Origin of the sequence: Microvirga pakistanensis, from assembly GCF_004458765.1 — a bacterium.
Classification (GTDB): domain Bacteria; phylum Pseudomonadota; class Alphaproteobacteria; order Rhizobiales; family Beijerinckiaceae; genus Microvirga; species Microvirga pakistanensis.
On the sequence record NZ_SPJX01000167.1, the window covers coordinates 82,085 to 106,229 of the forward strand.

General features: G+C 61.1%; 24 protein-coding genes. 17 read left to right on the forward strand and 7 right to left on the reverse strand.

What is annotated here, in order from left to right:
- Positions 1-23: 23 nt before the first annotated feature.
- Positions 24-1,043 (reverse strand): FAD binding domain-containing protein, encoded by a 1,020-nt coding sequence (locus E4K09_RS06365; protein WP_134495917.1) that lies wholly within the window; start codon positions 1,041-1,043, stop codon positions 24-26.
- A gap of 6 nt (positions 1,044-1,049) precedes the next feature.
- Entirely contained in the window at positions 1,050-1,670 is a 621-nt protein-coding gene (locus E4K09_RS06370) for a (2Fe-2S)-binding protein (protein WP_134496141.1), read from the reverse strand.
- Between the two features lie 421 nt (positions 1,671-2,091).
- Here E4K09_RS06370 and E4K09_RS06375 point away from each other — a divergent pair, with 421 nt between their 5' ends.
- The 4 genes from E4K09_RS06375 (at position 2,092) to E4K09_RS06390 (ending at position 6,447) form a co-directional block, all read left to right on the forward strand.
- Positions 2,092-3,897 (forward strand): YbhB/YbcL family Raf kinase inhibitor-like protein, encoded by a 1,806-nt coding sequence (locus E4K09_RS06375; RefSeq protein ID WP_244610389.1) that lies wholly within the window; start codon positions 2,092-2,094, stop codon positions 3,895-3,897.
- 19 nt (positions 3,898-3,916) lie between these two features.
- The gene (locus tag E4K09_RS06380) at positions 3,917-4,258 is read left to right on the forward strand and encodes a cupin domain-containing protein (RefSeq protein WP_134495918.1); all 342 of its coding nucleotides are present in this window, start codon (positions 3,917-3,919) and stop codon (positions 4,256-4,258) included.
- 67 nt (positions 4,259-4,325) lie between these two features.
- Positions 4,326-5,801: an FAD-dependent oxidoreductase gene (locus E4K09_RS06385; RefSeq protein WP_134495919.1), complete on the forward strand. Its 1,476-nt coding sequence runs from the start codon at positions 4,326-4,328 to the stop codon at positions 5,799-5,801.
- A gap of 67 nt (positions 5,802-5,868) precedes the next feature.
- Positions 5,869-6,447, forward strand: coding sequence for a superoxide dismutase family protein (locus tag E4K09_RS06390; protein ID WP_134495920.1), 579 nt, complete (start codon positions 5,869-5,871; stop codon positions 6,445-6,447).
- Between the two features lie 563 nt (positions 6,448-7,010).
- Here the strand turns inward: E4K09_RS06390 and E4K09_RS06400 are convergent.
- Together E4K09_RS06400 and E4K09_RS06405 are read right to left on the reverse strand one after the other, a co-directional pair.
- Positions 7,011-8,165 (reverse strand): DUF4142 domain-containing protein, encoded by a 1,155-nt coding sequence (locus E4K09_RS06400; protein WP_134495922.1) that lies wholly within the window; start codon positions 8,163-8,165, stop codon positions 7,011-7,013.
- Between the two features lie 188 nt (positions 8,166-8,353).
- Positions 8,354-9,292, reverse strand: a complete 939-nt coding sequence (locus E4K09_RS06405) for a BON domain-containing protein (protein WP_134495923.1) — start codon at positions 9,290-9,292, stop codon at positions 8,354-8,356.
- Between the two features lie 231 nt (positions 9,293-9,523).
- On the opposite strand from E4K09_RS06405, the gene E4K09_RS28905 reads away from it, so the two are divergent.
- The 8 genes from E4K09_RS28905 (at position 9,524) to E4K09_RS06440 (ending at position 15,801) form a co-directional block, all read left to right on the forward strand.
- Complete coding sequence (locus tag E4K09_RS28905; protein ID WP_166802194.1) at positions 9,524-9,670, forward strand: hypothetical protein; 147 nt, start codon at positions 9,524-9,526, stop codon at positions 9,668-9,670.
- A gap of 54 nt (positions 9,671-9,724) precedes the next feature.
- Positions 9,725-10,171 carry a CBS domain-containing protein gene (locus tag E4K09_RS06410; protein ID WP_134495924.1) on the forward strand — a complete coding sequence of 149 codons (447 nt, stop codon included), beginning with the start codon at positions 9,725-9,727 and terminating at the stop codon, positions 10,169-10,171.
- A gap of 35 nt (positions 10,172-10,206) precedes the next feature.
- Positions 10,207-10,848, forward strand: a complete 642-nt coding sequence (locus tag E4K09_RS06415) for a protein-L-isoaspartate(D-aspartate) O-methyltransferase (protein WP_134495925.1) — start codon at positions 10,207-10,209, stop codon at positions 10,846-10,848.
- Positions 10,849-10,863: 15 nt separating this feature from the next.
- Positions 10,864-11,358 carry a YciE/YciF ferroxidase family protein gene (locus E4K09_RS06420; protein ID WP_134495926.1) on the forward strand — a complete coding sequence of 165 codons (495 nt, stop codon included), beginning with the start codon at positions 10,864-10,866 and terminating at the stop codon, positions 11,356-11,358.
- Between the two features lie 68 nt (positions 11,359-11,426).
- Positions 11,427-12,047 carry an acetoacetate decarboxylase family protein gene (locus E4K09_RS30995; protein WP_166802195.1) on the forward strand — a complete coding sequence of 207 codons (621 nt, stop codon included), beginning with the start codon at positions 11,427-11,429 and terminating at the stop codon, positions 12,045-12,047.
- 582 nt (positions 12,048-12,629) lie between these two features.
- The gene (locus tag E4K09_RS06430) at positions 12,630-13,175 is read left to right on the forward strand and encodes a LysM peptidoglycan-binding domain-containing protein (protein ID WP_134495927.1); all 546 of its coding nucleotides are present in this window, start codon (positions 12,630-12,632) and stop codon (positions 13,173-13,175) included.
- A 638-nt stretch (positions 13,176-13,813) separates the two neighbouring features.
- Complete coding sequence (locus E4K09_RS06435) at positions 13,814-14,260, forward strand: DUF6789 family protein (protein ID WP_134495928.1); 447 nt, start codon at positions 13,814-13,816, stop codon at positions 14,258-14,260.
- A gap of 1,043 nt (positions 14,261-15,303) precedes the next feature.
- The gene (locus E4K09_RS06440; protein WP_166802196.1) at positions 15,304-15,801 is read left to right on the forward strand and encodes a PTS sugar transporter subunit IIA; all 498 of its coding nucleotides are present in this window, start codon (positions 15,304-15,306) and stop codon (positions 15,799-15,801) included.
- A gap of 118 nt (positions 15,802-15,919) precedes the next feature.
- Here the strand turns inward: E4K09_RS06440 and E4K09_RS06445 are convergent, their stop codons facing one another.
- Complete coding sequence (locus E4K09_RS06445; RefSeq protein WP_134495930.1) at positions 15,920-16,237, reverse strand: hypothetical protein; 318 nt, start codon at positions 16,235-16,237, stop codon at positions 15,920-15,922.
- 5 nt (positions 16,238-16,242) lie between these two features.
- Here E4K09_RS06445 and E4K09_RS06450 point away from each other — a divergent pair, with 5 nt between their 5' ends.
- The gene (locus E4K09_RS06450) at positions 16,243-16,488 is read left to right on the forward strand and encodes a helix-turn-helix transcriptional regulator (protein ID WP_134495931.1); all 246 of its coding nucleotides are present in this window, start codon (positions 16,243-16,245) and stop codon (positions 16,486-16,488) included.
- Between the two features lie 134 nt (positions 16,489-16,622).
- Here E4K09_RS06450 and E4K09_RS06455 read toward each other — a convergent pair whose 3' ends face one another.
- Positions 16,623-17,129 carry a hypothetical protein gene (locus E4K09_RS06455; RefSeq protein ID WP_204985700.1) on the reverse strand — a complete coding sequence of 169 codons (507 nt, stop codon included), beginning with the start codon at positions 17,127-17,129 and terminating at the stop codon, positions 16,623-16,625.
- A 250-nt stretch (positions 17,130-17,379) separates the two neighbouring features.
- On the opposite strand from E4K09_RS06455, the gene E4K09_RS06460 reads away from it, so the two are divergent.
- Positions 17,380-17,589, forward strand: a complete 210-nt coding sequence (locus E4K09_RS06460) for a hypothetical protein (protein WP_134495933.1) — start codon at positions 17,380-17,382, stop codon at positions 17,587-17,589.
- A gap of 87 nt (positions 17,590-17,676) precedes the next feature.
- Positions 17,677-18,276, forward strand: a complete 600-nt coding sequence (locus E4K09_RS06465; RefSeq protein ID WP_134495934.1) for a substrate-binding domain-containing protein — start codon at positions 17,677-17,679, stop codon at positions 18,274-18,276.
- Between the two features lie 714 nt (positions 18,277-18,990).
- Here the strand turns inward: E4K09_RS06465 and nhaA are convergent.
- A complete protein-coding gene (nhaA, locus tag E4K09_RS06470; RefSeq protein ID WP_134495935.1) occupies positions 18,991-20,181 on the reverse strand; it encodes a Na+/H+ antiporter NhaA in 1,191 nt (396 codons plus the stop codon).
- Between the two features lie 501 nt (positions 20,182-20,682).
- Between nhaA and E4K09_RS06475 the strand changes: the two genes are divergently transcribed.
- Together E4K09_RS06475 and E4K09_RS06480 are read left to right on the forward strand one after the other, a co-directional pair.
- The gene (locus tag E4K09_RS06475; protein ID WP_134495936.1) at positions 20,683-22,683 is read left to right on the forward strand and encodes a BCCT family transporter; all 2,001 of its coding nucleotides are present in this window, start codon (positions 20,683-20,685) and stop codon (positions 22,681-22,683) included.
- A 207-nt stretch (positions 22,684-22,890) separates the two neighbouring features.
- A complete protein-coding gene (locus E4K09_RS06480) occupies positions 22,891-23,451 on the forward strand; it encodes a hypothetical protein (protein ID WP_134495937.1) in 561 nt (186 codons plus the stop codon).
- Positions 23,452-24,145: the final 694 nt, after the last annotated feature.

The following is a 24,145-nucleotide window of genomic DNA, read 5'->3' on the forward strand; positions in this document are numbered from 1 at the left end:
AGGCCGAGGGGAGTCCACCATGATCAAATCTCCAGCTTTGCGGCCTGCAGAAGCGCCCGCACCAGCGTGCGGCGCCCGAGATCAAGCTTGTATTCGTTCTCGCCATGGGCGCGGGCACCAGCGAAGGCAGCCTCGGCAGCCGCGTGGGCGATGGCCTCGTCAAAGGGTTTGCCGCGCAGAACCGCCTCGGCGTCGTGAGCCCGCCATGGCTTGTACGCTACGCCGCCCAGCCCGATACGGGCTTCATTGACCACACCATCGCTCAGGTCGAGCGCCACCGCAGCGGTCGCGAGGCCAAAGGCATAGGATTGCCGGTCGCGAACCTTGAGATAGACCGAGCGCCTTGTCCATGGGCCGGCCGGCACGACGAAGCCGGTGATGAGTTCCCCAGGCGCCAGGACGGTCTCGACGTTGGGAACTTCGGGACCATTATGAAGCCGCTCGAATGGAATGGAGCGTGCTCCGCCTGGTCCTGCCGTCTCCACACTGGCTCCCAAAGCGGCAAGGGTCGGGCCGAAGTCGCCCGGATATTCGGCGATACAGTGCTCATTGATACCGAGCACCGCATGCTTGCGGTTCACGCCCTCAAGGGCCGAACATCCGGTGCCCGGCGCGCGCTTGTTGCAGGCCGGCCAGCTCGGATCACGGAAATACTGACACCGAGTCCGTTGCAGGACGTTGCCGCCTAGGCTTGCCATATTACGGAGCTGGGCGCTGGCCGCCTGCTGGAGCGACTGCGCGATCAGCGGATAGTCCCGCAGAATATCCGGATGCTCGGCCGCCTGGCTCATGCGCACGAGGGCGCCAAGGCGCAATTCCTGAGCCGTTGCTGCAATCTGCCCATGCGTGCGCTCAAGACCATTGATATCCACGAGCACCTGCGGGCGCATGGTGTCAAGCTTCATCAGATCCAGAAGCAATGTGCCCCCGGCGATGAACTGAGCCGAGGCTTCGGTCGGAGGAATGGAGGTTTGGCTTGTAGGTGCCGCGGCACGCAGTGCGCTCTGCACGTCATCCGCGCGTTCGTACAGGAAGGGACGCATGGCCGGTCATGCTTTCATTTGGGTCTTGGCCTGCTTGATGGCCTCGACAATGTGCGGATAGGCAGCACAGCGGCAAAGATTTCCGCTCATGTACTCGCGGATCTGACCATCGGTTTCGGCATGCCCTTCCGTGATGCAGGCAACCGCCGACAGGATCTGGCCAGGGGTACAGTAGCCACACTGGAACGCATCCTGATCGATGAAGGCCTGCTGCATCGGGTGCAGGGTGCCATCTGGGCTGGCCAAGCCTTCAATTGTGGTAACGGGCTCACGCACCATCACGGCGAGCGTCAGGCAGGATAGGGTGCGCTTCCCATTCACCAGAACGGTGCAAGCCCCGCACTGGCCGTGATCACATCCCTTTTTCGATCCCGTGAGACCGATATGCTCGCGTAGAGCATCGAGGACGGTGGTCCGGCTGTCGAGCATCAGCCGGTGCTCTTGATCGTTGATCCGAAGTGTCACGCCAACAGGCTGGCGCGGGTCTGGCGGGGCACTTGGCTGAGCTTCTGCTGGCGTCGGAGCGAGGGACTTCGCTATCAGGGGAGCCGCCGCTGCCGTGGCAGTCCCGGTCAGGAACTGACGCCGGCTGGCGTCGGGCAGGTCGTCAGACAGTCGTTTCGGCATTGATGGCTCCGTCACAGGCGTGAGGCCACGGGAACAAGAGACTTGGGAACTCGGATGCACATCGTGGCTGCCGCCTATGATGCGCTTAGGCTCACCGGCGCCGCTGTTGTCATTCTCGTCCTAACGTCGACGGAACTGATTGGTTCATGTTTGCCGCAACACGGTATTTGGATCTGCCACCCCATACAAAACTGAGCCAATGTTCCAACATGAGTGCCAGCATGCCGCCGTCGATCTATGCGCCCCGGCGACACATCCACGTCGGGCCAGGTTCCAGATCGGCTGAGATCAAACCAGACCTCGACAGTGGTAACGGCAGCCACGGAACCTGAGCTTTACTACCGGGTTCTCCTGAGAATGTGCGAACTCCCGTTGCGTTCAGGTCGAGATCGCGCTTGCCCTCATGCTCGAAGGGACTCCGATGCGCCTGGTAGCTGCCTTCATCCTCTCCGGAGCGTTACTCACACCTGCCCTTGCCATTGAGGGCAAGGCAGATCAGTACTCCAATGCAAGGATCGAGGGGCACGTTGTCGAGCCCCGTAAGCTTGAGGTAACTGAGGGACGCGCTAAGGACATGCTCAAGCTGCCGCAAGGCTTCAGCGTCTCCGTTTTTGCCGACAACCTCATTAACCCACGCTGGATCGCCGTGGGCGAAGACGGCACCGTCTATGCCAGCCGGCGTAACATCGGCGACATCCTGATGCTGCGGGATGAGAACGGAGACGGCAAGGCTGATGTCGTGAAGACAGTCGCCTCGCGGTCCGACATGCATGGCATCACCATCCATCAAGGCAAAGCCTATATGGTTACCGCCAAGGATGTCTATGTCGCCGACGTGAAGGCGGATGGAACCCTCAGTGACCTGCGGCGGATTATCAATGACCTGCCTGAGGCCGGCCAGCACAAGAACCGGACCCTCGCCGTCGGTCCTGATGGGATGCTCTACATTCAGGTCGCCTCAACCTGTAATGCCTGTGACGAGTCCAACCCTGAGAACGCCACGATCCTGCAGGCGTCGCTCGACGGCAAGACCCGCAGGATCTTCGCCTCGGGGCTGCGCAACACCATCGGCTTTGCCTGGCACCCTGTGACGGGTGCGCTCTACGGCATGGATCACGGCATCGACTGGCTCGGCGACCAGGAGCATGTCGAGGAGTTGAACCTGATCCAGGAAGGCAAGCAGTACGGCTGGCCCTACATTTATGGCGAGGGCAAGTTCAACCCCGAGGACGAGCCGCCGGAAGGCATAACCCTCGCTCAATGGCGCGACTGGAGCGAGGCGCCCCTGCTCGGCTACACGCCGCATGCCGCACCTTTGCAGATGGTCTTCTATTCCGGCCAACAGTTCCCTCGCGAGTACCAAGGCGACGCGCTGGTTGCGATGCGCGGCTCCTGGAATCGGCGCGAGCCGAGCGGCTACGAGGTGGTGCGGGTGCGGTTCGAGGATGGCAAGCCAGTCCGCTTCGAGCCTTTCATGACAGGCTTCCTGCAGAAGGACGAGCAAGGTTACGGCTATCTTGGCCGGCCTGTCGGATTGGCTGTCATGAGGGACGGCTCACTACTGGTGGGCGACGACTCGAATGGTGTCATCTACCGCGTAACCTACACGGGACCGAAGGAACCCGAGGCGACGGCAGCATCTGCCCAGGGCGGCACTGCACCAGCGCCAGCCACTCCCGTCGGCAAGGTGTCGCCCCCAGCTTCGGATCTTGCAATCAGACTTGTCGAACCGAAGGTGCAAACGGCGGCCCTTCAGGTGACTTCGCCCAAGTTCCAGGCCAACGATGCTATCCCTCTCACCTACTCGGCCTATGGCGATAACGCCTCACCGCCGATTACTTGGTCGGGGGCGCCCGAAGGCACGAAATCGTTTGTCGTGATCGTGGACGATCCTGATACTGAGACGGCAAAGCCGTACACCTATTGGGTTGCTTACAATATCCCGGCAACCACCACGTCACTTCGGGAGGGGCTGCAGACGTCGCCCATGTTGCAGGATCCGAAGGGTCTGATGCAGGGGCGAAACACGCGCGGCTCGGTGGGCTACACAGGCCTGAAGCCGCCTGTCGGCGATCCCGCCCATCGCTACCACATCCAGGTGTTCGCCTTGGATCGCAACCTGGACCTCAGGGCCGGTGCGATGCGGGCCGAGGTGATCGAGGCGATGAAGGATCATGTGCTGGCGGAAGGCGAACTGGTTGGAAGCTTTGAGCGCAAGCAGCCCTGAAGCCGAAAAGGAGAGCTCCATGACTGACACAACCGTAACGAAGGTGAGTAGCGCCCACTCGCCCACAGGCGAGCAAGGCGAAGTCTACCTCGCATCCGGCAAGCGCGTCTCCATGCGAATGTGGCGTGACGAGGAGCCAATAAGCGATAAGCCTTCGCATAGGCACGAGTATGAGGTCGTGGGGTACGTGATCGCAGGACGGGCCGAGCTGGAGATCGAAGGGCAGACCGTTCGATTGGAGCCAGGCGACTCCTGGGTGGTTCCGGCGGGCGCCGAGCACACCTACCGCATCCTGGAGACGTTCACGGCTGTCGAAGCCACAGCCCCGCCGGCGCAGGCGCATGGTCGCGAGCAGGCTTGACCGCTAATGAGCGGTTGCAAGGCAGAGAGTTCACAAAAGTGTCAAGCTGTCTGCTCCGGAGGACTCGATGATGTCACTTCGAGGACGCAATGAGTCTTGCTGGGTTGCAACCGGGTCAAAAACAAGCTTTCCTAGCCTGAACGGCCCGTTGGACTGCGATGTCGTGATCGTCGGCGCCGGGATCGTTGGGCTGACAGCGGCTCTTTCCCTCTGTGAGGCCAGCAAATCCGTCGTGGTCCTAGAAGCCCGTCGTGTCGGCACGCAGGTGACTGGGCGTTCCACGGCCAAGATCACAACCCAGCACAGCCTCATCTACCGGCACCTGATTGATACAGTTGGTCAGGATACCGCGATGCTCTACGCCGAGGCCAATCGCGTCGCCGTCGAACGGATCCGCACCTGGATCGAGACGCTTGGCATCGCCTGTGATTATGAGCGCAAGCCGGCCTATGCCTATACTTGCAATCCGCAACGGGTGGATTCCATTCGTGAGGAGGCCGAGGCTGCCCGGATCCTGGGCTTTAATGCTGACGTTCTCGACCAAGCGCCCCTGCCCTTCGCCGCTGCCGGCGCTCTGTGCTTTCCTGACCAAGCCCAATTTAATCCGGCCAGCTATCTGGTGGCACTCGCAAAAGCGGTCGAGGCCCGTGGCGGCCGGATCTTTGAGCAGAGCCGGGTCACGTCCTTCGACCAGGAGGACGGATGGCGTGTTGGGACCGCACATGGGACGGTCAGGGCCGCCCAAGTGGTCATCGCCACCAACATGACCGTGAAGAGTCCCGTTGGTTATGCCAATCGCACGCAGCCCCGCAGTCACGTGGCTATGGCGTTCCGGCTTGAGGACCCCGCCGCCTTTGAAGGCATGTTCATCAGCATCGACGACCCGACTCACTCAATCAGGACTGGTCGGGATCAGGATGGGCCTTTGCTGATCACCTTAGGGCCCCGCTTCAACACCGGCCAGGATGGCGATGTCGCCCGGCGCTTTCGCGACTTGGAGCACTGGACCCGGACGAATCTTCCCGTCCGCGAGGTGGTCTGGCGCTGGTGCAACGAGGACTATGACACGGCCGACCGCATGCCGTATGTCGGCCCGCCTGACCCGAAGAAGGCCTCTGGCTTCTATGTGGCGACAGGGTTCAACGGGTGGGGCATCAGCAACGGGACGGCCGCCGGTCTGCTCATCACCTCCGAGATTGCTACGGGGGCACGTCCGTGGGGCAGCCTGTATGATCCGACACGGCCTGCACCTGAGGACTTTCACCAGAGCGGAGACACCCAATCCCTCGTCGACGACATTGCTCAGATCGCTCCGGGCGAAGGCGGAGTGATAGTCCGCGGGGATGAGAGAATCGCCGTATGGCGGGACGACAACGGAAATCTTCACGCTCTTTCGGCGAGCTGCACGCACAAGGGCTGCACCGTGACTTGGAACAACGCGGATCGAACCTGGGATTGTCCCTGCCATGGGTCGATGTTCGAGGCCGACGGAACCGTAATCCACGGCCCCGCCCGTGAGCCGCTGCCCCCACGGCTAATCTAACAGCGGAATGGGGCAGACAATGCTGGCATCGGAACCATTGACCCTGCGACCGATTGAGCAATGACAAATGGCGCAGGCTGTGCCTGAGCGCTCTCGTATTACCGACACAACCAATCGGGAGAAGGCGATGAGGACACCGTTGTTGGGCATTGTCTGTCTTTTGGCGCTGACAGGGCCAGGTCTTGCCCAATCCACGCAAACGGCTCGGGCCACCTTTGTCGATGCGAAGGGCCAGCAGGTGGGCAGCGCTACTCTGACCCAGACGCGCAATGGCGTCTTGATCAACGTCGATGTCGCAGGGCTTCCGGCCGGTGAGCACGGTTTCCACATTCATGAGACCGGCAAATGCGAGCCGAACACCCGCTTCGAGTCCGCGGGTGACCACTACAGCCTGCAGGGGCAAAAACACGGCCATCAGTCCGAGGGTGGCCCGCATGCCGGCGACATGCCAAACCAGTTCATTGGCCAGGACGGCAAGCTGCGCGCCCACGTGATCAATCCCAACGTGACGCTGGGCACCGGTGAGGGCAGTCTGTTCGATCAGGACGGATCAGCCATTCTCATCCACGCCAAAGCGGACGACTATCGCTCACAGCCCTCTGGCGAAGCCGGTGACCGTCTCGCCTGTGCGGTGGTGGCAAAGTAGCCCAGAAGCATTGAGCACTGATGTACGCGACTGAAATGCATGTTTGTAGCCGGGAGGAGCGTTCTCGGCAGGCATGGCTAAGTGTCCCCTCACGGTGTTTGTCACAGGTCCTTGCGAAAACAGTGGAGCATTACCTGGATGCCGATTCCTTTGCCGAACCAGCCCTATCCTGAACCGACCCCGGCCGACCCCAATCCGGCTCCGGTCAGCCCGCCCACTCCTCCTGAGACACCGCAGCCTGAGCCCATCGGAGTGCCGCCAACCACACCTGGAAACATTCCACCTCCAGGCGAGCCGGTCGGTGTCCCGCCGACAACGCCGCAGGAAATCCCTGTGACGCCGACGACGCCGCAGCCCACAGCGGGATAAAGATTTCTGGTGAGCGAATGTGATACTCAAGGCTTGTACAGCCTCAGGTACTGATCCGGTTTAGCGAGCATGGTGATCGGACCCCTATCCGACCTGATCGAACGAGGCAACAGGATCATATTGGCAGCGCCACCAACTCTACTCACAGAGATGGTGGGGAGGACTGAGCTCCTCCCCACTCGATCGCACGATCCTTACTGACGAGGAGCGGTGCCGGTGGCGCCACCGGCACCGGCATTTCGATTGTTGTCCTGGAACCGCGGAGCGTTCTGAAGCTGCTCTCTGGTCATCATGACGATGATCGCATCCGGCTCGGGTGCATTGGCAGTGGCGCCCGTGCCCGTCTGGGTTGCGCCAGTCTGTGCTGCGTTCTGGCCGGCCGTTCCCATCGTTGAGCTGGTGCCGGCGGTGTTAGTTCCCGCCGTACCTGTCGTGGGAGCACGGGTCGTGCCAGTCACAGACCCTGTCGCATTGGCGTTCTGCTGACCTGAGCGGACCTGAACCTGCTGCATCGGGATCGCGACATGGGTCTCGCCGATCCCGAGGAAGCCACCAACGTCAATCACGACGGCACGGACTTGGCCGTTGCGATCAATGAGAACATCACCAACCTCGCCGATGTCCTCATTGTTACCACCGCGCACATCGGTGCCGATCAGCTCAGAAGCACGGTACATGCCGGGCTCACGCTGGGTAACAAAGGTGGAGGTGCTCATGTTACCACCCTGGTTCGCTCCCGTGGTTGAACCGGCTGTTCCGGGCTGGGCTGCGCCAACCTGAGCAGGCGGAAGCGCAGACTGGATCTGCTCGACGGTCTGCAAGTGCTCTCGCAGAGACGGAAGGGTCTGCTGGGCGAATTGCTTTAGCTGCTGGTTGTCGCCATTCTGCGAATATTGGTCAAAGAGATTGACGGCTTCGCGGTGGGCGGTCACTTGCATCTGAATGTAGTTGCGGTCGAACCCTGCCCCTGAGGCGCTCTGCAATGTCTGCACCATCTGCTGGTGAGGCTGGTCGAGGCTGGTTGGGACCGTGACGCCTTGGACACCCTGCGCGGTGGACTTCAGCTTGTCCCCGGCCGCCGTGTGCTCTTGTATCATGCGTTGGGCGAACTGACGCACCCGGTCATTCTGCGACTTCTGCTGCGCGAGTTGGCTGGACTGGACCTCGAACATGTTGCTGATTGCGGCCCGGTTCACGAAATCAGCGGCTGCAGGTGCCTGGGCTCCGGGTTGAGCCGGACGAGCTTGCGTGCTCTGCGGCGGCTGTGAGGGGCTCGTTTGGGCGAGTGAGATGGCAGGTACAAGTGCGGTCGAAGCTACAATAGCTAACAGGCGAAGCTTCATCTTCATTCTCCATTTGCAATAGGGTTTACCAACTCGAGAGGCGTTCTTGCCGGTCTCAAGATCATTCGCGCGTGCAGGAGGCCTTCAGGCCTGCGGTTGTTCGCGAGTGAACTCGTCGCGACTCCCGATGTTCCGAGGAGTCTCGGCCGAACAATCAGGTGGCGCAGCCAAGCCGCGCCACCTTTTGGGTCTACTCAGGTGGTTGCTCCAGACTTGCGCCGACCTGTCCCAGGCGTGCCTGCCTCACTGGTGCCACCCTGAGCACCGCTTAGGCCTGTGCCGGCTGCCCCTGTGGTGCTGCCGATGCCCATGCTGCCTGCGGTCCCGGCAGCTGTGCCCTGGCCCATGCCTTGTTGCTGGACCCGCAGGTTGTTCTGCACGTGCGTGACGCCCGAGACCCGCTCGGCACAGTCTTCAGCCCGCCGCTTGGCCTCGCGGCTGTCGACGGTTCCGGTGAGTGTTACCTCGCAGTTCGAGACACTCACCTCGACCTCTGACGCATCCACATAGGGATCGTCCGTGAGACGGTCGTTCACGTCCTCACGAATGCGGTCGTCGGATCGGGTGTAGCCCTTCGGACCACGTCCACGGTGATGCTGGGCACCTTGGTCGCCCTGGCGGGCGTCCTGCTCGCGCCGACGAGCCGCATCATCGTTGCCAAACCAGGAGGCCATCTCGTCCGTGGCTCGGTCCCAGCCGCTGCGTTCGCCGCGGTAGCCCCAGGTGTCCTGGTGAGGGCCGCGCTCTTCGCCCCGATAGCCCTGGTGGGCACCATAGAAGCCACGATTGTAGTCATTGCCGCCATAGCCGCGCTCATTGTTGCCGCGTCCATAGTCCTGATACGAGCTGCCGTGGCCCTCAGTGCCGTATCCGCCACCATAGTCGCGGCCGCCGCGCGAACCGGCCCTGTCGTCTCCACGATCCCGATCACGGTCATAGCCGGCGCTCCGGTTGCCGAAGCCGCGCTGGGCGATGAAGCCCTCATCCGAACCTTGGTCACGGCCATAGCCACCGCCACGATACTCGCCACCACGGCCGCCGCGCCGATTACCCTCGCTCCGCCAGCGATCACGATCGTCATCACGATAGCCGTAGCGTCCTTGGTCATTCCTCCATCGATCATTGTCTGCCATGAGTTGGCTCCTTCTTGATCAACACGAGAAGGCTGCCGTCGTGGACAGCCTAACCGAAGAACGGAAGCCATACTGATCTGTTCCGAGCGGGTTCGGATGGCTGCATCTTCAGCCATGAGGAACTTGGCCATTCGCCGCCGCGATTCAGCTGGAGGCATCCAGAATGGGTCGGAACAACGATAAATCGCCTGAGTTCACCTCTTCAACAGCCCCAGGCGCTGGAGATGAACCATGAGTGCGAATGCTCTCGATTCTCTAAACAATGCTCCAGCCCATCATCGCGCTGCCCCTGCGGCGGCGATCACCGTAATCGGAGAAGGTCTTGTTCTCGCAGGCGCAGTCATGCTGTTGCGCTTCAACCAGACCCTCGCGGACTGAGCTTTTCAGTTGCCCGAAGGCCTACCGTACCTCAATCCAAGGCGGAGATGAGACATGCGTGTATCGGAAGCTATGACGCGGGATGTGCGGGTCGCCCGTCCCGACCAGACGATCCAGGATGCGGCCAAGATGATGTCGGATGTAGATGCGGGCGTGCTGCCGGTGGGCGAGAACGATCAGCTCGTCGGCATGATCACAGATCGCGATATCGCCATCCGTGGCATCGCCCAAGGCAAGGGGCCTGACACACCCGTGCGGGAGGTCATGACTGCCGACGTGAAGTACTGCTTTGAGGACGAAGACACGGACCAGGTGGCCCGCAACATGGCCGACCAGCAGGTCCGGCGCCTGCCCGTGGTGAACCGGGACAAGCGTCTTGTCGGCATTCTGTCGCTGGGCGATCTCGCCGTCATGCAGGGTGGCCGACCGGCCGGCGAGGCCCTGGCGGGCATCTCGGAGCCTGGTGGCGAGCACTCGCAGACGGGTGGCTCACGATCGTGAGGCTGGCTCCCGATCTTCGTGCCGCACGCGAGCGCATGATCAAGGAGCAACTCGCCGCACGCGACATCAGCGATCCTCGCGTACTGGAGGCGATGAGCGGGGTGCCTCGGGAGGTGTTCGTGCCGGAAGACCTTCACGAGGTCGCCTATGGTGATGGGTCTCTTCCTATCGGGGAAGGGCAGACGATCTCTCAGCCCTACATCGTCGCTCTCATGCTTCAGGTGGCTGAGATCAGCCTGTCTGACCGCGTGCTTGATGTAGGGACAGGGTCAGGCTATGCCGCGGCGGTTGCAAGTCGACTGGCAGCCCACGTGTATTCAATCGAGCGGCACGCATCCCTGATTGAGAGCGCGCAACAGCGGTTTGTGGAGCTTGGGTACCGTAACATCACCGTCCGCCACGGCGATGGCACCCTCGGTTGGCCGGAAGAAGCGCCTTTTGATGCAATCCTCGTTGCCGCCGGCGGACCTGAGATCCCCCAGGTCTACTGCAGACAACTGAGCAGGGGTGGCTGCCTGGTGATGCCGGTCGGACCAGAAAGCCATCAGAAGCTCGTGCGGGTGCAGCGCAGGGCTGACAACGGTTTCGTCGAGGATGACTTCGGCTATGTATCATTCGTGCCTCTGATCGGTGAGCACGGGTGGTCTTCTACACGAGCCCGCAACCATAACCGCTGATGAGAGGACATCACCATGAATGTCGATGATTTCCGCCAGATGTATGTAACCGAGCTGCAGGAGTTGCGCTCCGTCGAGGAACAACTCGCCCAGGCTCTGCCGAAGATGGCTGACGTGGCCGAGCATCCTGATCTCAAGGAGGCGATTGCCACCCATACGAATGAGACTCGCTCCCAGCGCGACCGCCTGGATCAGCTCCTCAGCAGCCATGGAGCCAACCCGCGCGAGCATCGCGATTCATCAATGCAGGCCCTCATTGGCGAGGCGGATCGATGGGCCGGGATGGTCCAAGACCGGGACTTGCGCGATGCGGGCCTGATCGCCTCAGCCCAGCGGATCGAGCACTATGAGATTGCAGTCTATGGCACGCTCGCCGCCTGGGCCAAGCAACTCGGCCTCAACGAGGACCTTCGTGTTCTGCTGGAAATCCTGGATGAGGAGAAGCGCACGGACGAGTTGCTGACGGATCTGGCCAAGCAGGTCATCAATCCCGAGGCTGCATCAGCCTGAGTTGTGAGCGCTGTTTTTCTGGTGCGGATAGAGCCGTGTTGTCTGGCTGGTGTGCTGATAGGAACGGGGTGACTTATCCGCCGCCGCCGTGGCAATTGCAGGGTGAGCTCTATGCCTCTCTGTGGCGGGTGCCAGCGAGGAGCTTTCCCGGATCCGCACCATCAGGATTGCGCCCGGTCACCCTGTATGGGCAAACCTTAGTGGGCACAGCCTGGGCGCACTACGAGCCCGGTGGCGTCCTCGCCTACAACGAGGTCCTGGCGGCGTGTCGTGTTCGAGGGCCTGGCGGGACAGCAACCCACGTCCCGCTGATCTGGGTTGACCATCCCTCCTCTGCGGCTGGAGCCCGTGCCTTATGGGGCATACCGAAGCGCTTGGCGACGTTTTCGGTCACCAGCACGAGGGCTGCACTCGAGGCTGCCGCAGATGTGAATGGGCAAGCGATTGCGTCCACTCGGTTCCACCCGCACCTGCGGCTCCCGGGCCGGTGGCCATTGCAGACACGCCTCGCGCACTGTTCGCCTGATGGCATGAAGCTCACCCGAGCCCGCTTATCAGCTCGGGTCACGTTCGGCAGCACCGAGTGGCGGTTTGCGTCTGAAGGCCCTCTCGCCTTTCTGGCTTGCCGCACTCCGCTTCTGAGTGTCAGGTTTTCTGAGATGACACTCGTCTTCGGCCCTCCCGAATGATTTAGTGAGTCGATCTCATCCGGTGACACGACGAACCGTCTCTAGACTATCGGGCGGCGTAATAAGAAACCTGTTTCCAGTCGACAAAGCGCTTATCTCAACAACTGGATTGGGAAGGATCATTAGGAGAACAAACCGCGGATTCGCCTAATGCTTAGGTTCAAGTCAGTGATTGGCGCTCGTATGAACCATAGTGCCATTAAGATGATCCATATGATGCAGAAGTGACAGGCAGAGTATGCCTGCAGTCCAAAGCCTTCTTTGGCAGAGCAGCTTGGTTTACTCGCTGCCTGGACATATGGCTTCGTCCCAGCCGTCTAAGCGTCCAAGCTCCAAATTCGTGATGCATCTCGTTGACGGCTTTCAATCACGCGCGGATCGATACTGCATCCGACGACCACTAACAGCCGATGTTCCGCAGGCCGTACTTTTAGGACCCGACATTGAGGGCAATCGGTATTTGGAACCGTAGTGCGGTCAGTCCGTTCGCCCATCATGGACATGCTTGAAAGTTCTGCCGTTAGAGCCGTATGGCGCTCAATCTTCCTCGCGGTATGCCTGCTTATAGTCGGAGCCATGCCAATGAATTCAGCCGTCCAGGCGCGCACGCCGGATCGGTGCAGTTCTTCGATCACGATCTCGCCGGGTGATACCCTGTCATCCATAGCTCGGCACTGTGGTACAACCCTGTCAGCTCTCATTGACGCCAATCCGCACCTTCACGATCCCAACATTCTGCCGGTTGGGATGGCGCTGGTCCTTCCGCAGGGCCCCCAAGGAGACGAGGCCTCCCCGATTGAAGCTGTGGCCGAAGCTCACATTATCTCGGTGGAGCCGTCGGTACTGACACCCGGAGGGCGGGTAGTTGTTGCGGCGTCGAACCTGCCGCCGGAGGCACGTGTCTGGATCAAGGGCGGTACCAGCCGATCGCCGAAGCACCACCTCATCCTGCGAGGGGCGCGCGTGGATGCCCAAGGCAAGCTGCACGCCGGTCTTCGCCTTCCGCATTCGCTAAGGGCAGGAGATGAGGGCTTCACCCTCTCTATAGAGGTGCCGCGCGCGAGCATGACATTCAGTTCTGATCCGCTCGATGTGAATGAACGCTACGCGGCAGGAGAGGTACGCTGACGCAGCCAACCGGCATTCTCCGACGAATTATTCCCCCGAGCATTAGCTGTCCGCGCTGTGGCTGAGAGCTTCGAGGAACACTCGCACAATCCCTCAGTTTGCCTTGAGAGCGGCTTGTCCCTAAGGCGAGGAAATAGGGCCTAAGATCAAGGCTATCCTGAGCTGAGAACGTGAACCACAAAATCGGCGGTTCCTGCGACTTACGAGGTGCTGATCGGATATCTAATCCTGCACCCGAAGGAGACAATCCTGCGTGGCCTCCTCATCTATGGCATCACCACAGGCCTGTACTTCGTCATCAACGATCCGGATTTACGGGACCATCATGAGACGATCGATGACCAAGAAGGCCGCTCGATCCTTGCGGGAACCCGCTGCTCTGCTGGCGTATCGGGCCTATGGCGGAGCTCCTACCGCTGTCTGTCGCCCCCCTGTTTGCTTTTCTCGCCGGAGGGGCCGTGTTCAATGCGTTCAGGTAAGAGGATACGGGGGAGCGGGAGAGGCGGTCCTCAGCACGTGCCTTAGAACCTCCGCGTATGCCGCCCGGCTCCTTGCAACCCGATGAACTGCCGCGGGCTTGGGAAACCTCCCTGCCCGTCGGCTGTTGAACCGTCGAGACCGGCTACTGCGAGGACTTCATGATCAACATCGGGAAGGGTATCATAGCAGGGCTTGTTGCCTCCGCTGCGGTGTCGGGCACCACATTATTGGTGTCGTTCGCTGGCATGATCCAAGTTGCCGACCCTGTCCACACCGTAAGTGGGATCATGCTGACACCGACTGAGCTGAGCTGGGTTGTGCATTTTGCCGTCGGCACGTTCTTGTGGGGTCCTTTACTTGCGGTGCTGAGTCCATTCCTGCCCTCTCCCTTCTGGTTCAAGGGCCTGGTGTTCGGTGCGCTGGCGTGGCTTCTCATGGTCCTCGCTACTTGGGTTGACGATCCGGCCTCTGTCCCGCAGCCCGGCGTCTTGCCCGTCCTGCTGCATCTCCTCTTCGGTGCCGTCTTAGGATGGATCTACGGGGTCCTGCTCGACAGGACAGAGCGTGAGGCTTCCGCCCGCCGTGCTGCCCTCACAGGTTGGTGAGTTCGTCTTGAATTTCCTGGATCTGCCCGCCCCCCTCGATCTACACCGCCACTTTGCGCTTGGCTTGACCCTCACCTCCTGCCCGCTGATGACCGAGCTATGCGAGTTCAGACGTGGATCCAGAAAGCACCAGAGTGTCACCAACCAGAAAGCAATCTTGCTCTGAAAGAGCGGTCGCAGCAGGGATCTTAACAAGCACGTCGCTCACGTGCTCCTCGGGGAAAGTTGGATCGAAAAGATCCTTTAGGGTCAAGCTACGGCACTTGCCTTGCTGAATGTTTTTGAGCACAACCGCTGCCGCAACTAGCATGAGGCGCCGCATTGACACCGCAACCAATTTCCACTGCTCCGCAGCGGGATGATCATCCCCTACTGCTATTTTGCCCGGAGCAAGGCGGATGGCATACCGGCGTCTGGTTCCTGGGGAAATGGTTGGCTTATATCGACACAAGCGTCGTGCTGTTGCCAACACATTGGCTTCCTGTCCCTGCGGCTCCCTCGGACATGGAATGAGCGGTGCATTCATTAGTGAGCATGTTACGTACTCCTTACCGAGGTCAGGTAAAACGCGGCGAGGCCTACATCAGATAAACTCCAGAGTCTGCGGCCCTCATCTACAAGCCCGTGACCAATCCCTGTATTTATGCTTGTGATACGCCTGAGCGACCACGTTGTGTGCTTGACCGGACTTGGTATCGCTGTGCAAGGCCTCAACCTGTTCAGGACCATGGCAGTCGTTAAGGAATTAGTAGACACCTAAGCGCGATCTGCGCTCGCCCTTCATCAGTCTTCGCCCTTCTCCCAGCTCAGTTCATCCTAAAGAGATCTTGCGTTGAAAGGATATATGAGGACATTGCCGCGCATCTGGATTGTAACTGAACATGGGCCACGGGCGCGACATAGGAAGGGAAGCAATCAAAGCACATTCTTGAAACCTGAGACGACGGATGGGTTGTCGATCCAGGCAATGCTATGAAGTAAATAAGTCAGATGGTGGCCGCTACCCTCACGTGGTTTGGCCTACTATAGGGGGCATTAGCGACGTGAAAATTGCGGATTTCATTGCGGCGGACCGGGTCATTCCGCGCCTTTTCGGAACGAATAAGCGCTCCATTCTCAAGGAACTGGCGGATATAGGGGCAGCCTCGGTCAACCTTGATCCTACCACGGTATTCGATGCCCTTCTCGAGCGGCAGGACAGCACGACAATCGGCCTTGGCCGGGGAACTGCGATCCCACATGCGACAATTGTGGGAATTGCTGCTCCCGTAGGCGTTTTCGCGCGACTTCAGCCCCCGGTGGATTTTGGCGCAGTGGATGGCATACCCGCTGACCTCGTCGTGATGATCCTCGCTCCTCAGGATGATAATAGGACGCTCCTGCGGGCGCTGTCGTGTACAGCGCGACGCCTTCGGGAGGGCGATGTCGCCGCACGTCTTAGGTCCGCGAGCGATGTCGAGACGCTCTACGCCGTACTCGTCAGCGATGTCTGGAGCGGTGCAGACCCTGCCGAAATGATCGGGAGAGCTTCTGGAAACTAGCCACATGCCCATCCTATGTTTGAGCCGGTGCACCATAACACGCGGTCACGGATCCCAAGTGAATCTCGGAATCGGGTCCATTCGAATGGGGCCGGCCAGCCCCGCTGTGGTCTCCAGATCACATCAAGCGTCCGCCACTTGAACAGCCAGAAAGCTTCCGCTTGGCTTCACGCGCTGCGACAATAGTAAGATTAACGAAGGGACCGGCCGGTCTGTCTTTCAATCCTGATTCGGCCGTTAGGATAAAACGCATCTCGTCCTTCATCCCCATACCCGGCGGAGCCATCTGCCCATCGCTGGCGAGCACGGGATCTGTGGAAGCAAAGAAGCCGCCGAGCAGGATGGCCGGATCACCGGCTTGGGATTCTTGCTTCGGCTCAGTGTGAAAATAACTTCGCCTTGCTTGACCAATGTTGAGTTCCTTGGACGAGAGCATTCAGGATGCTGATATTGTCTCCCGAACAGTGCCGTGCAGCCCGTGGTCTTCTGGGCTGGACTCAGGAAGAACTTGCCGAAAGGGCGGGGGTCTCGCGAAGCACCATCCGTGACTATGAGAACGGCCGTCATTGTCTGCATCCCTCGACGGCAACTCAGGTGGTGTCTGCTTTGGAGGGAGGCGGAGTGCTGCTGATCCCATCCGACGAGGCCGGTCCCGGAGTGCGCCTTCAACGGCCAACGTTAGGGTGACAAACCTCTAGCTCCAAGGCTCCTATCCTCACTGGACCTGCGGCGGAGAGAGATCCATCCGCTACAGAGGACTGCCGTCTTTACTTCACTTGGCCGCTGGCGAGCACAAGAGTAAGGCGGCGCGACTAATATGATCAAACCTGTGGCTCCATCATCTCGAGCAGGAAGGCGAGCAGGCTGCCAGCCTTGGCAAAGCTGAGGGGATCATTGGCAGCCAGGTGTCGGCCGTCGCGGGCACCACGGCAACACATGCTGGAAAGCTCCTGCCGGAAGGTGGGGTGATATGCCGGCGGTCCATCCCATTGTGGAAGTTGATGGCGGACCCATCGCACCCGCTCCGGACTGAACACCCGCAAGCACACCTCGGTGGCTGCACCCCTGAGGAGTTTACGGGTATTCCCCCGTTCAGCCGCACTCTCGATCGCAGGAAGGGTGCGGGCATAGCCCTCGAGGGCACCCAGGATGTAGGCTCCAATCAACAGATCCGTCATGCTGCTGCAAGGCGGGAGCGGCGCCCCGCGCCGTCCCGTGATGGCGAACACCTGCTCCTCTACATGGCGACTCACGCGATCGACCATCTCCGGTATCCATAAGGATTGTACGGCCTTGCTGTTTCCAGGGGCACGGAGCCAGCTCAGCATCGTCCTTCTCCTCATCTAACCCTTCAAAGGGATGCCATGGCACTCTTGGGTTTTAAGATCCTAACGCGCCATTCACGCAAGCAGCAGAGTTGCTCCTGGTTTGTTGAACAGCTCAAGGCTTGAGCGTGATGATGAATGGCCTGATCCTCGGTGCGGCATGCGCTGGAACGCCAAGCCAAGCGACACGGTTGGTTCGGCATCGGGCCGGCCAATCCAGAAGAGCCGCGCCCACGGATGAGGAACGGACGCCATGACTCACAGATTCGGAGTTGGCCAGCTTGTGCGGCCAAGGGAACGGCTTCTCGAGAACACCGGGATCTACGAGATCCTGCGCCTTCTGCCCTCCGGACCGGACGACGAGCCCCTCTACCGTATCAAGGCCGCGACAGGGCCGATCCAGCGCGTGGTGCGCGAAGCCGACATCGTGCCGGCGTCGGCCTCCTCGCAAGGGACGGGCTGAACGGGGATCGCCCTCAGCGCATCAGATGAACCAGGATTGATCCGGCCTGTTGTCCTTGTGACCCCTGTCAGGAGCGCCGGAGGTTTCATGTCACTGTACCGGACTGTCTCGGCTCTCGTGGTCACCGCCCTCTTCTGCTTGGGCTCGGCCAGAGCCCAAGAGCGCACCATGGGGGTCGGCGTGCCGGCCGGAGCTCTGGTCCAACTCGTGCAGGTTTTGGCTCCTGCGTTTCACGCCGAGACCGGCATTGCCGTCACTGCCACCGAGCTGAACCCAAATGCAACGCTGTCAGACGCCGGTGCCGATGCGGCTCTCCTTCCAAGACGCCTTGCTGAAAGGCTCCAGTCAACCAGCCAAGTGCCCTCCTGGGTCGTCTTCTCGGGTGATGTCATTCTGGTAGGTTCACGGGCGGAAATGGCCCGCGTGCGGGGCTTGAAGGACATCAGGAAAGCCCTGCGCTGGATTGCCTCGGCTCGCGGGGCCTACATGTCCAGCAGTGCCGCGCTCGGCACACGGGAGCTGGAGCTGTCCCTCTGGCAGAGCATCGGCGTCAATGTTCAGACCCGCTCGACCTGGTACCTCGAGGGCCGCGGCGATGAAGCCGGCGCTCTCAGGCAAGCCGGAAGCATGGGCGCCTACCTTCTGGTCGAGCGCATGACGTGGGCGGCAGAACCGGCGCGGCCTTGAGGTGCTGGTGGAAGGGGATCCGGCCCTGCGCACCAACTATGTCAGTTGCCTGGTCCGGGAGACCTCGCACGACGCTCGAGCGTGGCTTGATTGGCTGTCATCGGAGCCGGCCTGGAACGTCATCGCGAGCTTTAGCTTGAATGGCATGAAGGTATTTGCACCTGCCATCGGCAGTGATGCCGAAGGCCCTTCCTTGAGGACGTAACACGGCCCATACCCGACGTGGCGATCCGTGCTTGAATGTGCGGAAGCGCGGCGATCCTCACCTGACGCTATCGCATCGCTGCCGGTCAACTCTCATAGGACAGACGAAGACCCATGGCATGTCATGGACCTTGCCCTGGCTGCTGCCTGCCGGACTGCCGTACGCGCATGACCCTGAGGTCGAATCCAGCAGAGTTGCTCCTGGTTTGTTGAACCGAGCAGGGCTTGAGCGTTCCCGCATTTTCCCGGACGGTCATCAGAGCCCCATCAGGGAGGCCAAGGAGACAATGGTGAGCGTGACGCTTGGACTTGCGATGCTGGGTATCGCGGCAGCGCTGCTCCTGCTGGGACGCCCCGCAAGGGCGAGGACGTGCGCTCGTTCATGAAGTCCTCGCTGATCTTCGCTCTCTATCCGGCGATGATCCTGGTGTTCATCGCCATGGGCACCCTGTCCATCGTGATGAGCATCTAGGGCATAGCTGAGTGGGGCGGTCGTTCGGCCCCTCCCCGTCACCGGGACTTGGTGGGTCTCGCCTCTGGCTTTGTTACGCTCAGCAAGGCGGCCCCGATGGCGGCCGACAAAGCCGATCCGAGCAGCACGCCGAGCTTGGTGGCATCCTGCAACTCCGGTGAGGTCGGGAAGGCGAGCAGGCCGATGAACAGGCTCATGGTGAAGCCAATGCCGCACAGGAGCGCGACGCCGTAAAACTGCGCCCAGGTGGCATTCGCCGGCAGGTCCGCCCACGCCATGCGGATCGCCATCCATGAGAAGGCGAACACCCCCACCTGCTTGCCCACGAATAGCCCGAGCGCCACTCCGAGCGGCACCGGGTTGAGGAGGGTCTCCAATGACATCCCGCTGAACGAGACCCCGGCATTGGCGAAGCCGAAGACCGGGACGATCAGGAACGCTACCCAGGGCTGGAGGGTGTGCTCGAGCTGATGCAGCGGCGAGGCCTCGTCCTCCGGCTTGCCGGGGGAGACCCGCAGCGGGATGGTGAGCGCCAGGGCTACACCGGCCAGCGTCGCGTGAATGCCGGACATCAGCACCAGGGCCCAGAGCACCGCACCGAGCAGGAGATAGGGCTTCAGGTCGCTGAAGCCGGCTCGGTTCAGGCCGCTGAGGAGAACCAGCACGAAGGCTGCACCTGCCAGGGCGTAAAGATTGAGATCACCAGTGTAGAACACTGCGATGATGAGAACCGCCCCAAGGTCATCGAGGATGGCCAGTGCGGTCAGAAACACCTTGAGCGAGATCGGCACCCGCGGCCCGAGCAGCGACAGCACGCCAAGCGCGAAGGCGATGTCAGTGGCCGAGGGGATGGCCCAGCCGCGAGGGTGGTCGTCCGGTCCGGAGTTGAAGGCGAGGTAGATCACCGCCGGCACGACCATGCCGCCGAGAGCCGCGATGCCTGGCAGGATCCGGCGCGGCCAGGTGGAGAGCTGGCCGTCCAGCATCTCGCGCTTGATCTCCAGCCCCACCAGCAGGAAGAACACCGCCATCAGCGCATCATTGACCCAGTGCAGCACCGACAGGCCAAGCACGTAGCTGTGCAATACCTCGAAATACGCGCCGCTCACGGGCGAGTTGGCGACGACGAGGGCCAGGGCGGCCGCTCCCATGAGGACGACACCACCCGAGGCCTCGCTGCTGAGAAAGGCGCGCAGGGCTGAGCGGGGACGAGGGGCGGCTGCGTGCATGTCATCTCCTGAGCTATGATGATCGGAGGCTTGGTTTCATGGATTGTGAGTACGTTCAAGATCAACAGGCTCCGCCGAGTGGAGCGGACAGGAAACTTAAGGTCAAGCTTTCGTGACCTTATGAGGGCACAGAGCCGGTAAGCCCATCGTTCTCAGGAGACACTTCCCGGCACCAGTTTCATTATCTTCTGCCCACATTCTGGTATTTATCCCTATATGGATGAGCGGGGATACTGGTTCAGTTGCTGAGCAGCGTGGAGGCGGATCTACGGTCACTACTGGGAGGTAGCCAGGCCCGCATTTCATAAGGCTCCATCCACCCAACACGTCCCCGCTCCGTCGAAACAGCTTGACCGCAGCCGGTCTAAGGCGGGTGTGGAAAAGGAACTCTTCTCCCTCCGACGTTTTCTATCCCAGGTCAGGAACGTGGGAGTTCCGGAAGGCGACGCTCCCCGCTCACATAGAGGCCGCGGCTGGCGACGGAGCATCCAAGGGAGCCGCATGTTCAAGCGCTTCATCATCAACCCACCAGTCTTCTTCGGTGCCATCGCGGCGATCGGCATCTTCCTCGCCATTGGGGTTGTTCTCCCGGATCGCGCGAGCGAGGTCTTCAAAGCCTTGCAGGCTGCCATTCTCAACAGCTTCGGCTGGCTTTATCTCCTCGCCGTTGGTGTCTTCCTTGCAACCGTGCTGCTCCTCTGCCTGGGCGAATACGGCCGGCTGAAGCTCGGGCCGGACGAGTCCACCCCCGACTTCAGGTTCACATCCTGGATCGCCATGCTGTTTGCCGCCGGCATGGGCATCGGCCTCATGTTCTATGCCGTGGGCGAGCCGATGACCCATTTCATGGCGCCACCGACGGCCCAGCCTCGCTCCGTCGCGGCGATGCGGGAGGCGATGTCGGTCACCTTCTTTCACTGGGGTATTCATGCCTGGGCCATCTATGCCGTGGTCGGCCTGTCGCTGGCGTATTTCGGCTACCGCTACAACCTGCCGCTCACGATCCGCTCCGGCCTCTATCCGCTCCTAAAGGAGCGCATCAACGGCCCCATTGGTCATGCTGTCGACATCTTCGCCATCGTCGGCACCATGTTCGGTATCGCCACCTCGCTCGGCGTGGGGGTCTCCCAGATCAACGCCGGGCTCAACTACCTTCTGGGCATCCCCATCGGCATCGAAGTCCAGCTTCCCCTGATTGCCGGCATTACGGCTCTGGCCACAGTTTCGGTCGTCACCGGCCTTGATAAGGGCGTTCGCATCCTCTCCGAAACCAATCTGATCGTGGCGATCCTGCTGATGATCTTCGTTCTGGTGGTTGGACCGACGGCGTTGCTCTTCCGCGATTTCGTGCAGAATCTGGGTCTTTATCTCGACACGCTGCTTCTGCGCACCTTCAACATCTATGCTTACGAACCGACGCCTTGGATTGATGCCTGGACGCTTTTCTACTGGGCATGGTGGATTTCCTGGTCGCCGTTCGTCGGCATGTTCATCGCCCGCATCTCGCGCGGCCGCACGGTGCGCGAGTTCGTCACCGCCGTGCTGTTTATCCCGGCCGGCTTCACCTTCTTCTGGATGACCGTGTTCGGCAACACGGCAATTGTCGTGGATACCGGCGCAGCAGCCGGTGCATTGGGTGCTGCTATTGCCGACGACGTGTCGGTCGGCCTTTTCAAGTTCTTTGAGTATCTGCCGTTTTCGGGCCTCACCTCCACCTTGGCCGTGCTTCTGGTCGGGATCTTCTTCATTACGTCCGCAGATTCTGGTGCGCTGGTCGTGGACTCCATTGCCGCGGGCGGCGAAACTCAGACCACGACCGGCCAGCGCGTCTTCTGGTGCGTCCTCGAGGGAGCTGTGGCGGCCAGTCTGCTTCTCGCAGGCGGTCTTGGCGCTCTGCAATCGGCGACCGTGGCCAGCGCCCTGCCCTTCACCTTTGTCATGCTGGCGCTCGTCTGGTCGCTCATGATCGGCATGCGTGCAGATCTTGCCCAACAACAGGCCCATGCTGCAAGACCACACATTCCTCCAGCGCAGCCGGCCGCCGGCCTCACTTGGCAACGCCGTCTCGCATCCATTCTGCATGCTCCGACCGAAGTCGAAGTGGATGAGTTCATTGCGACCCAGGTGCGTCCGGCACTCGACCAAGTTGCGAGAGAGCTGACATCGCGTGGCCGCACCACTCATGTCGTCGAGGAAGATGGTGGTGCCGTCGCCCTACGCTCACCAGCCGAAGGTGTTCGCGACTTCGTCTATGGTGTCAGCCGCAGCACCCAGCCCCTGGCAAACTTCTTTCCTCTTGCCGCAGGCAAGCCTGAATACCGCTATGAGGCCCGCACCTACTTTTCCAGTGGCGGCCGCGGCTACGATATCATGGGGATGAACCGCGACCAGATCATCGCTGACATCCTCGTCCAGTTCGAGCGTTATCTCCTGCTCGTCCACACGCCGGCGACGCAACTCGTCCACGGCGCCCCGGAACACGAGCTTGATCCGCCCCCATAGTGAAAAGTTCCCTTTTTTGGCGGAGCTTCGAAGGGAGCGGGACGGTGATGATGACGTAGACGAGAGTTCATCTCGGAATGCACTGCGCCGAACTGCGGCCGGGAAGGCTCGCGGCAGACATCCGGACAAGCTAACTGCAAGCGGACGATTATGTGGAACTGGATTGCGAGCAACCATCAAGTCATCAGCGCCCTAGCGAACATCGCGATGCTGTTTGTCTGGATCGCCTACTTGCAGGTATTCGTCAGCAGCTATCGCCGGCAGAAGAGATCGAACATCCAGATCAACCGCGGCGCCGGGTTCGGGCTCGAGGCCCGGTGCCTGATCAGCAACATGAGCGCCGAGGCAATCTACATCGAGAGCATCATCGCGACCGTCGAGACGAACGAGGGACGCTGGAGTTGCCCAGTGACCGAATTGCTGGAAGGCCGCTCGGATCTGGATCTGAAGACCCGGCAAGGCCCGTTGCAGGCGGGACGGTTCGTAGACATCGGATCGTTTCATAGTCTTATCGAGCCTGCGCTTCAAAGGTCTACAGGGTCGCGAGGCGGCATCGCTTCGGATGACCTCAAGAACCTCGTCTTCTTTAAGATCAAGGTGATTGCGGTGCACGGCTCCGAGGACCTTCTTGCCGGAGCGACACGCCGGTTTGACCTAATCAGGCAGCAGGACCAGCTGCTGGTGAGGGGGCAGACGGTCGGGACCCACCAGATCCGGTCACGCCGAGAGCGGCAGAAACTCCGTAACGATGTCGAAGCGGACCTGTAATACCGTACTTTTGGCGGCGACCGGCGGGGCGGGCCATCGTCGGGGAGTTGGCTCACCAGGGCCGGCACGTGCGGGCGGTCAGCCGCAGCGCCGTCGGCTCATGACCGAAAGGTGTCGAGGGTTTTCAGGCTGACAATCTTCGCTCCCAGAACATCCGGAAGGCCGGCCGGGATGCGGCAGTCATCTACCATTTGGTGAATGTGCCCTACTCCCAATGGCAGCGGATCCGGCCGGCCATAGCCGAAAGCGCGATCGCCGGCGCCGCAGCCACCGACGCGGTTCTGATCGTGACGCCCTCCTACATGTATGGGCCGCCGAGCGGCCTCACGACCGAGGAGACCGCGCGCCGGGCCAGCGGTCCCAAGGAGCGGTTGCGGGCCGAGCTGGAGGAGAAGTTTCTGAGGGCTCACACAAGCGGCCGGCTAGGGTTCCGACTTCTACGGACCGCATGCCAACTCCGCCAACGGGGTGCCCTGCCGCACCGTTCTTGATCGGGAAAGCAACCAGCGCATTCCGGTTCAGTGTGCCACTTCGGCCGGCATGGATCCCACTACGACCGGCAGCGTTCTTGTGAGCCCTGCACCCGGCGCTCCCGTTTCCGGCACGCCCGGCTCAGCCTTCCCGAATGCCGCTCCGCATGAAATCCGGACAATCAATGGCGTTACGTGCCGGACTGTTCTTATTCAGGGCACTG

What these genes read in the sequence shown, in the direction of transcription:
- E4K09_RS06365 (WP_134495917.1), bottom strand. Translation starts at nt 1,043, where the DNA reads ATGCGTCCCTTCCTGTACGAACGCGCGGATGACGTGCAGAGCGCACTG.
- E4K09_RS06370 (WP_134496141.1), bottom strand. Translation starts at nt 1,670, where the DNA reads ATGCCGAAACGACTGTCTGACGACCTGCCCGACGCCAGCCGGCGTCAG.
- E4K09_RS06375 (WP_244610389.1), top strand. Translation starts at nt 2,092, where the DNA reads ATGCGCCTGGTAGCTGCCTTCATCCTCTCCGGAGCGTTACTCACACCT.
- E4K09_RS06380 (WP_134495918.1), top strand. Translation starts at nt 3,917, where the DNA reads ATGACTGACACAACCGTAACGAAGGTGAGTAGCGCCCACTCGCCCACA.
- E4K09_RS06385 (WP_134495919.1), top strand. Translation starts at nt 4,326, where the DNA reads ATGATGTCACTTCGAGGACGCAATGAGTCTTGCTGGGTTGCAACCGGG.
- E4K09_RS06390 (WP_134495920.1), top strand. Translation starts at nt 5,869, where the DNA reads ATGGCGCAGGCTGTGCCTGAGCGCTCTCGTATTACCGACACAACCAAT.
- E4K09_RS06400 (WP_134495922.1), bottom strand. Translation starts at nt 8,165, where the DNA reads ATGAAGATGAAGCTTCGCCTGTTAGCTATTGTAGCTTCGACCGCACTT.
- E4K09_RS06405 (WP_134495923.1), bottom strand. Translation starts at nt 9,292, where the DNA reads ATGGCAGACAATGATCGATGGAGGAATGACCAAGGACGCTACGGCTAT.
- E4K09_RS28905 (WP_166802194.1), top strand. Translation starts at nt 9,524, where the DNA reads ATGAGTGCGAATGCTCTCGATTCTCTAAACAATGCTCCAGCCCATCAT.
- E4K09_RS06410 (WP_134495924.1), top strand. Translation starts at nt 9,725, where the DNA reads ATGCGTGTATCGGAAGCTATGACGCGGGATGTGCGGGTCGCCCGTCCC.
- E4K09_RS06415 (WP_134495925.1), top strand. Translation starts at nt 10,207, where the DNA reads ATGATCAAGGAGCAACTCGCCGCACGCGACATCAGCGATCCTCGCGTA.
- E4K09_RS06420 (WP_134495926.1), top strand. Translation starts at nt 10,864, where the DNA reads ATGAATGTCGATGATTTCCGCCAGATGTATGTAACCGAGCTGCAGGAG.
- E4K09_RS06430 (WP_134495927.1), top strand. Translation starts at nt 12,630, where the DNA reads ATGAATTCAGCCGTCCAGGCGCGCACGCCGGATCGGTGCAGTTCTTCG.
- E4K09_RS06435 (WP_134495928.1), top strand. Translation starts at nt 13,814, where the DNA reads ATGATCAACATCGGGAAGGGTATCATAGCAGGGCTTGTTGCCTCCGCT.
- E4K09_RS06445 (WP_134495930.1), bottom strand. Translation starts at nt 16,237, where the DNA reads ATGCTCTCGTCCAAGGAACTCAACATTGGTCAAGCAAGGCGAAGTTAT.
- E4K09_RS06450 (WP_134495931.1), top strand. Translation starts at nt 16,243, where the DNA reads ATGCTGATATTGTCTCCCGAACAGTGCCGTGCAGCCCGTGGTCTTCTG.
- E4K09_RS06455 (WP_204985700.1), bottom strand. Translation starts at nt 17,129, where the DNA reads ATGCTGAGCTGGCTCCGTGCCCCTGGAAACAGCAAGGCCGTACAATCC.
- E4K09_RS06460 (WP_134495933.1), top strand. Translation starts at nt 17,380, where the DNA reads ATGACTCACAGATTCGGAGTTGGCCAGCTTGTGCGGCCAAGGGAACGG.
- E4K09_RS06465 (WP_134495934.1), top strand. Translation starts at nt 17,677, where the DNA reads ATGTCACTGTACCGGACTGTCTCGGCTCTCGTGGTCACCGCCCTCTTC.
- nhaA (WP_134495935.1), bottom strand. Translation starts at nt 20,181, where the DNA reads ATGCACGCAGCCGCCCCTCGTCCCCGCTCAGCCCTGCGCGCCTTTCTC.
- E4K09_RS06475 (WP_134495936.1), top strand. Translation starts at nt 20,683, where the DNA reads ATGTTCAAGCGCTTCATCATCAACCCACCAGTCTTCTTCGGTGCCATC.
- E4K09_RS06480 (WP_134495937.1), top strand. Translation starts at nt 22,891, where the DNA reads ATGCTGTTTGTCTGGATCGCCTACTTGCAGGTATTCGTCAGCAGCTAT.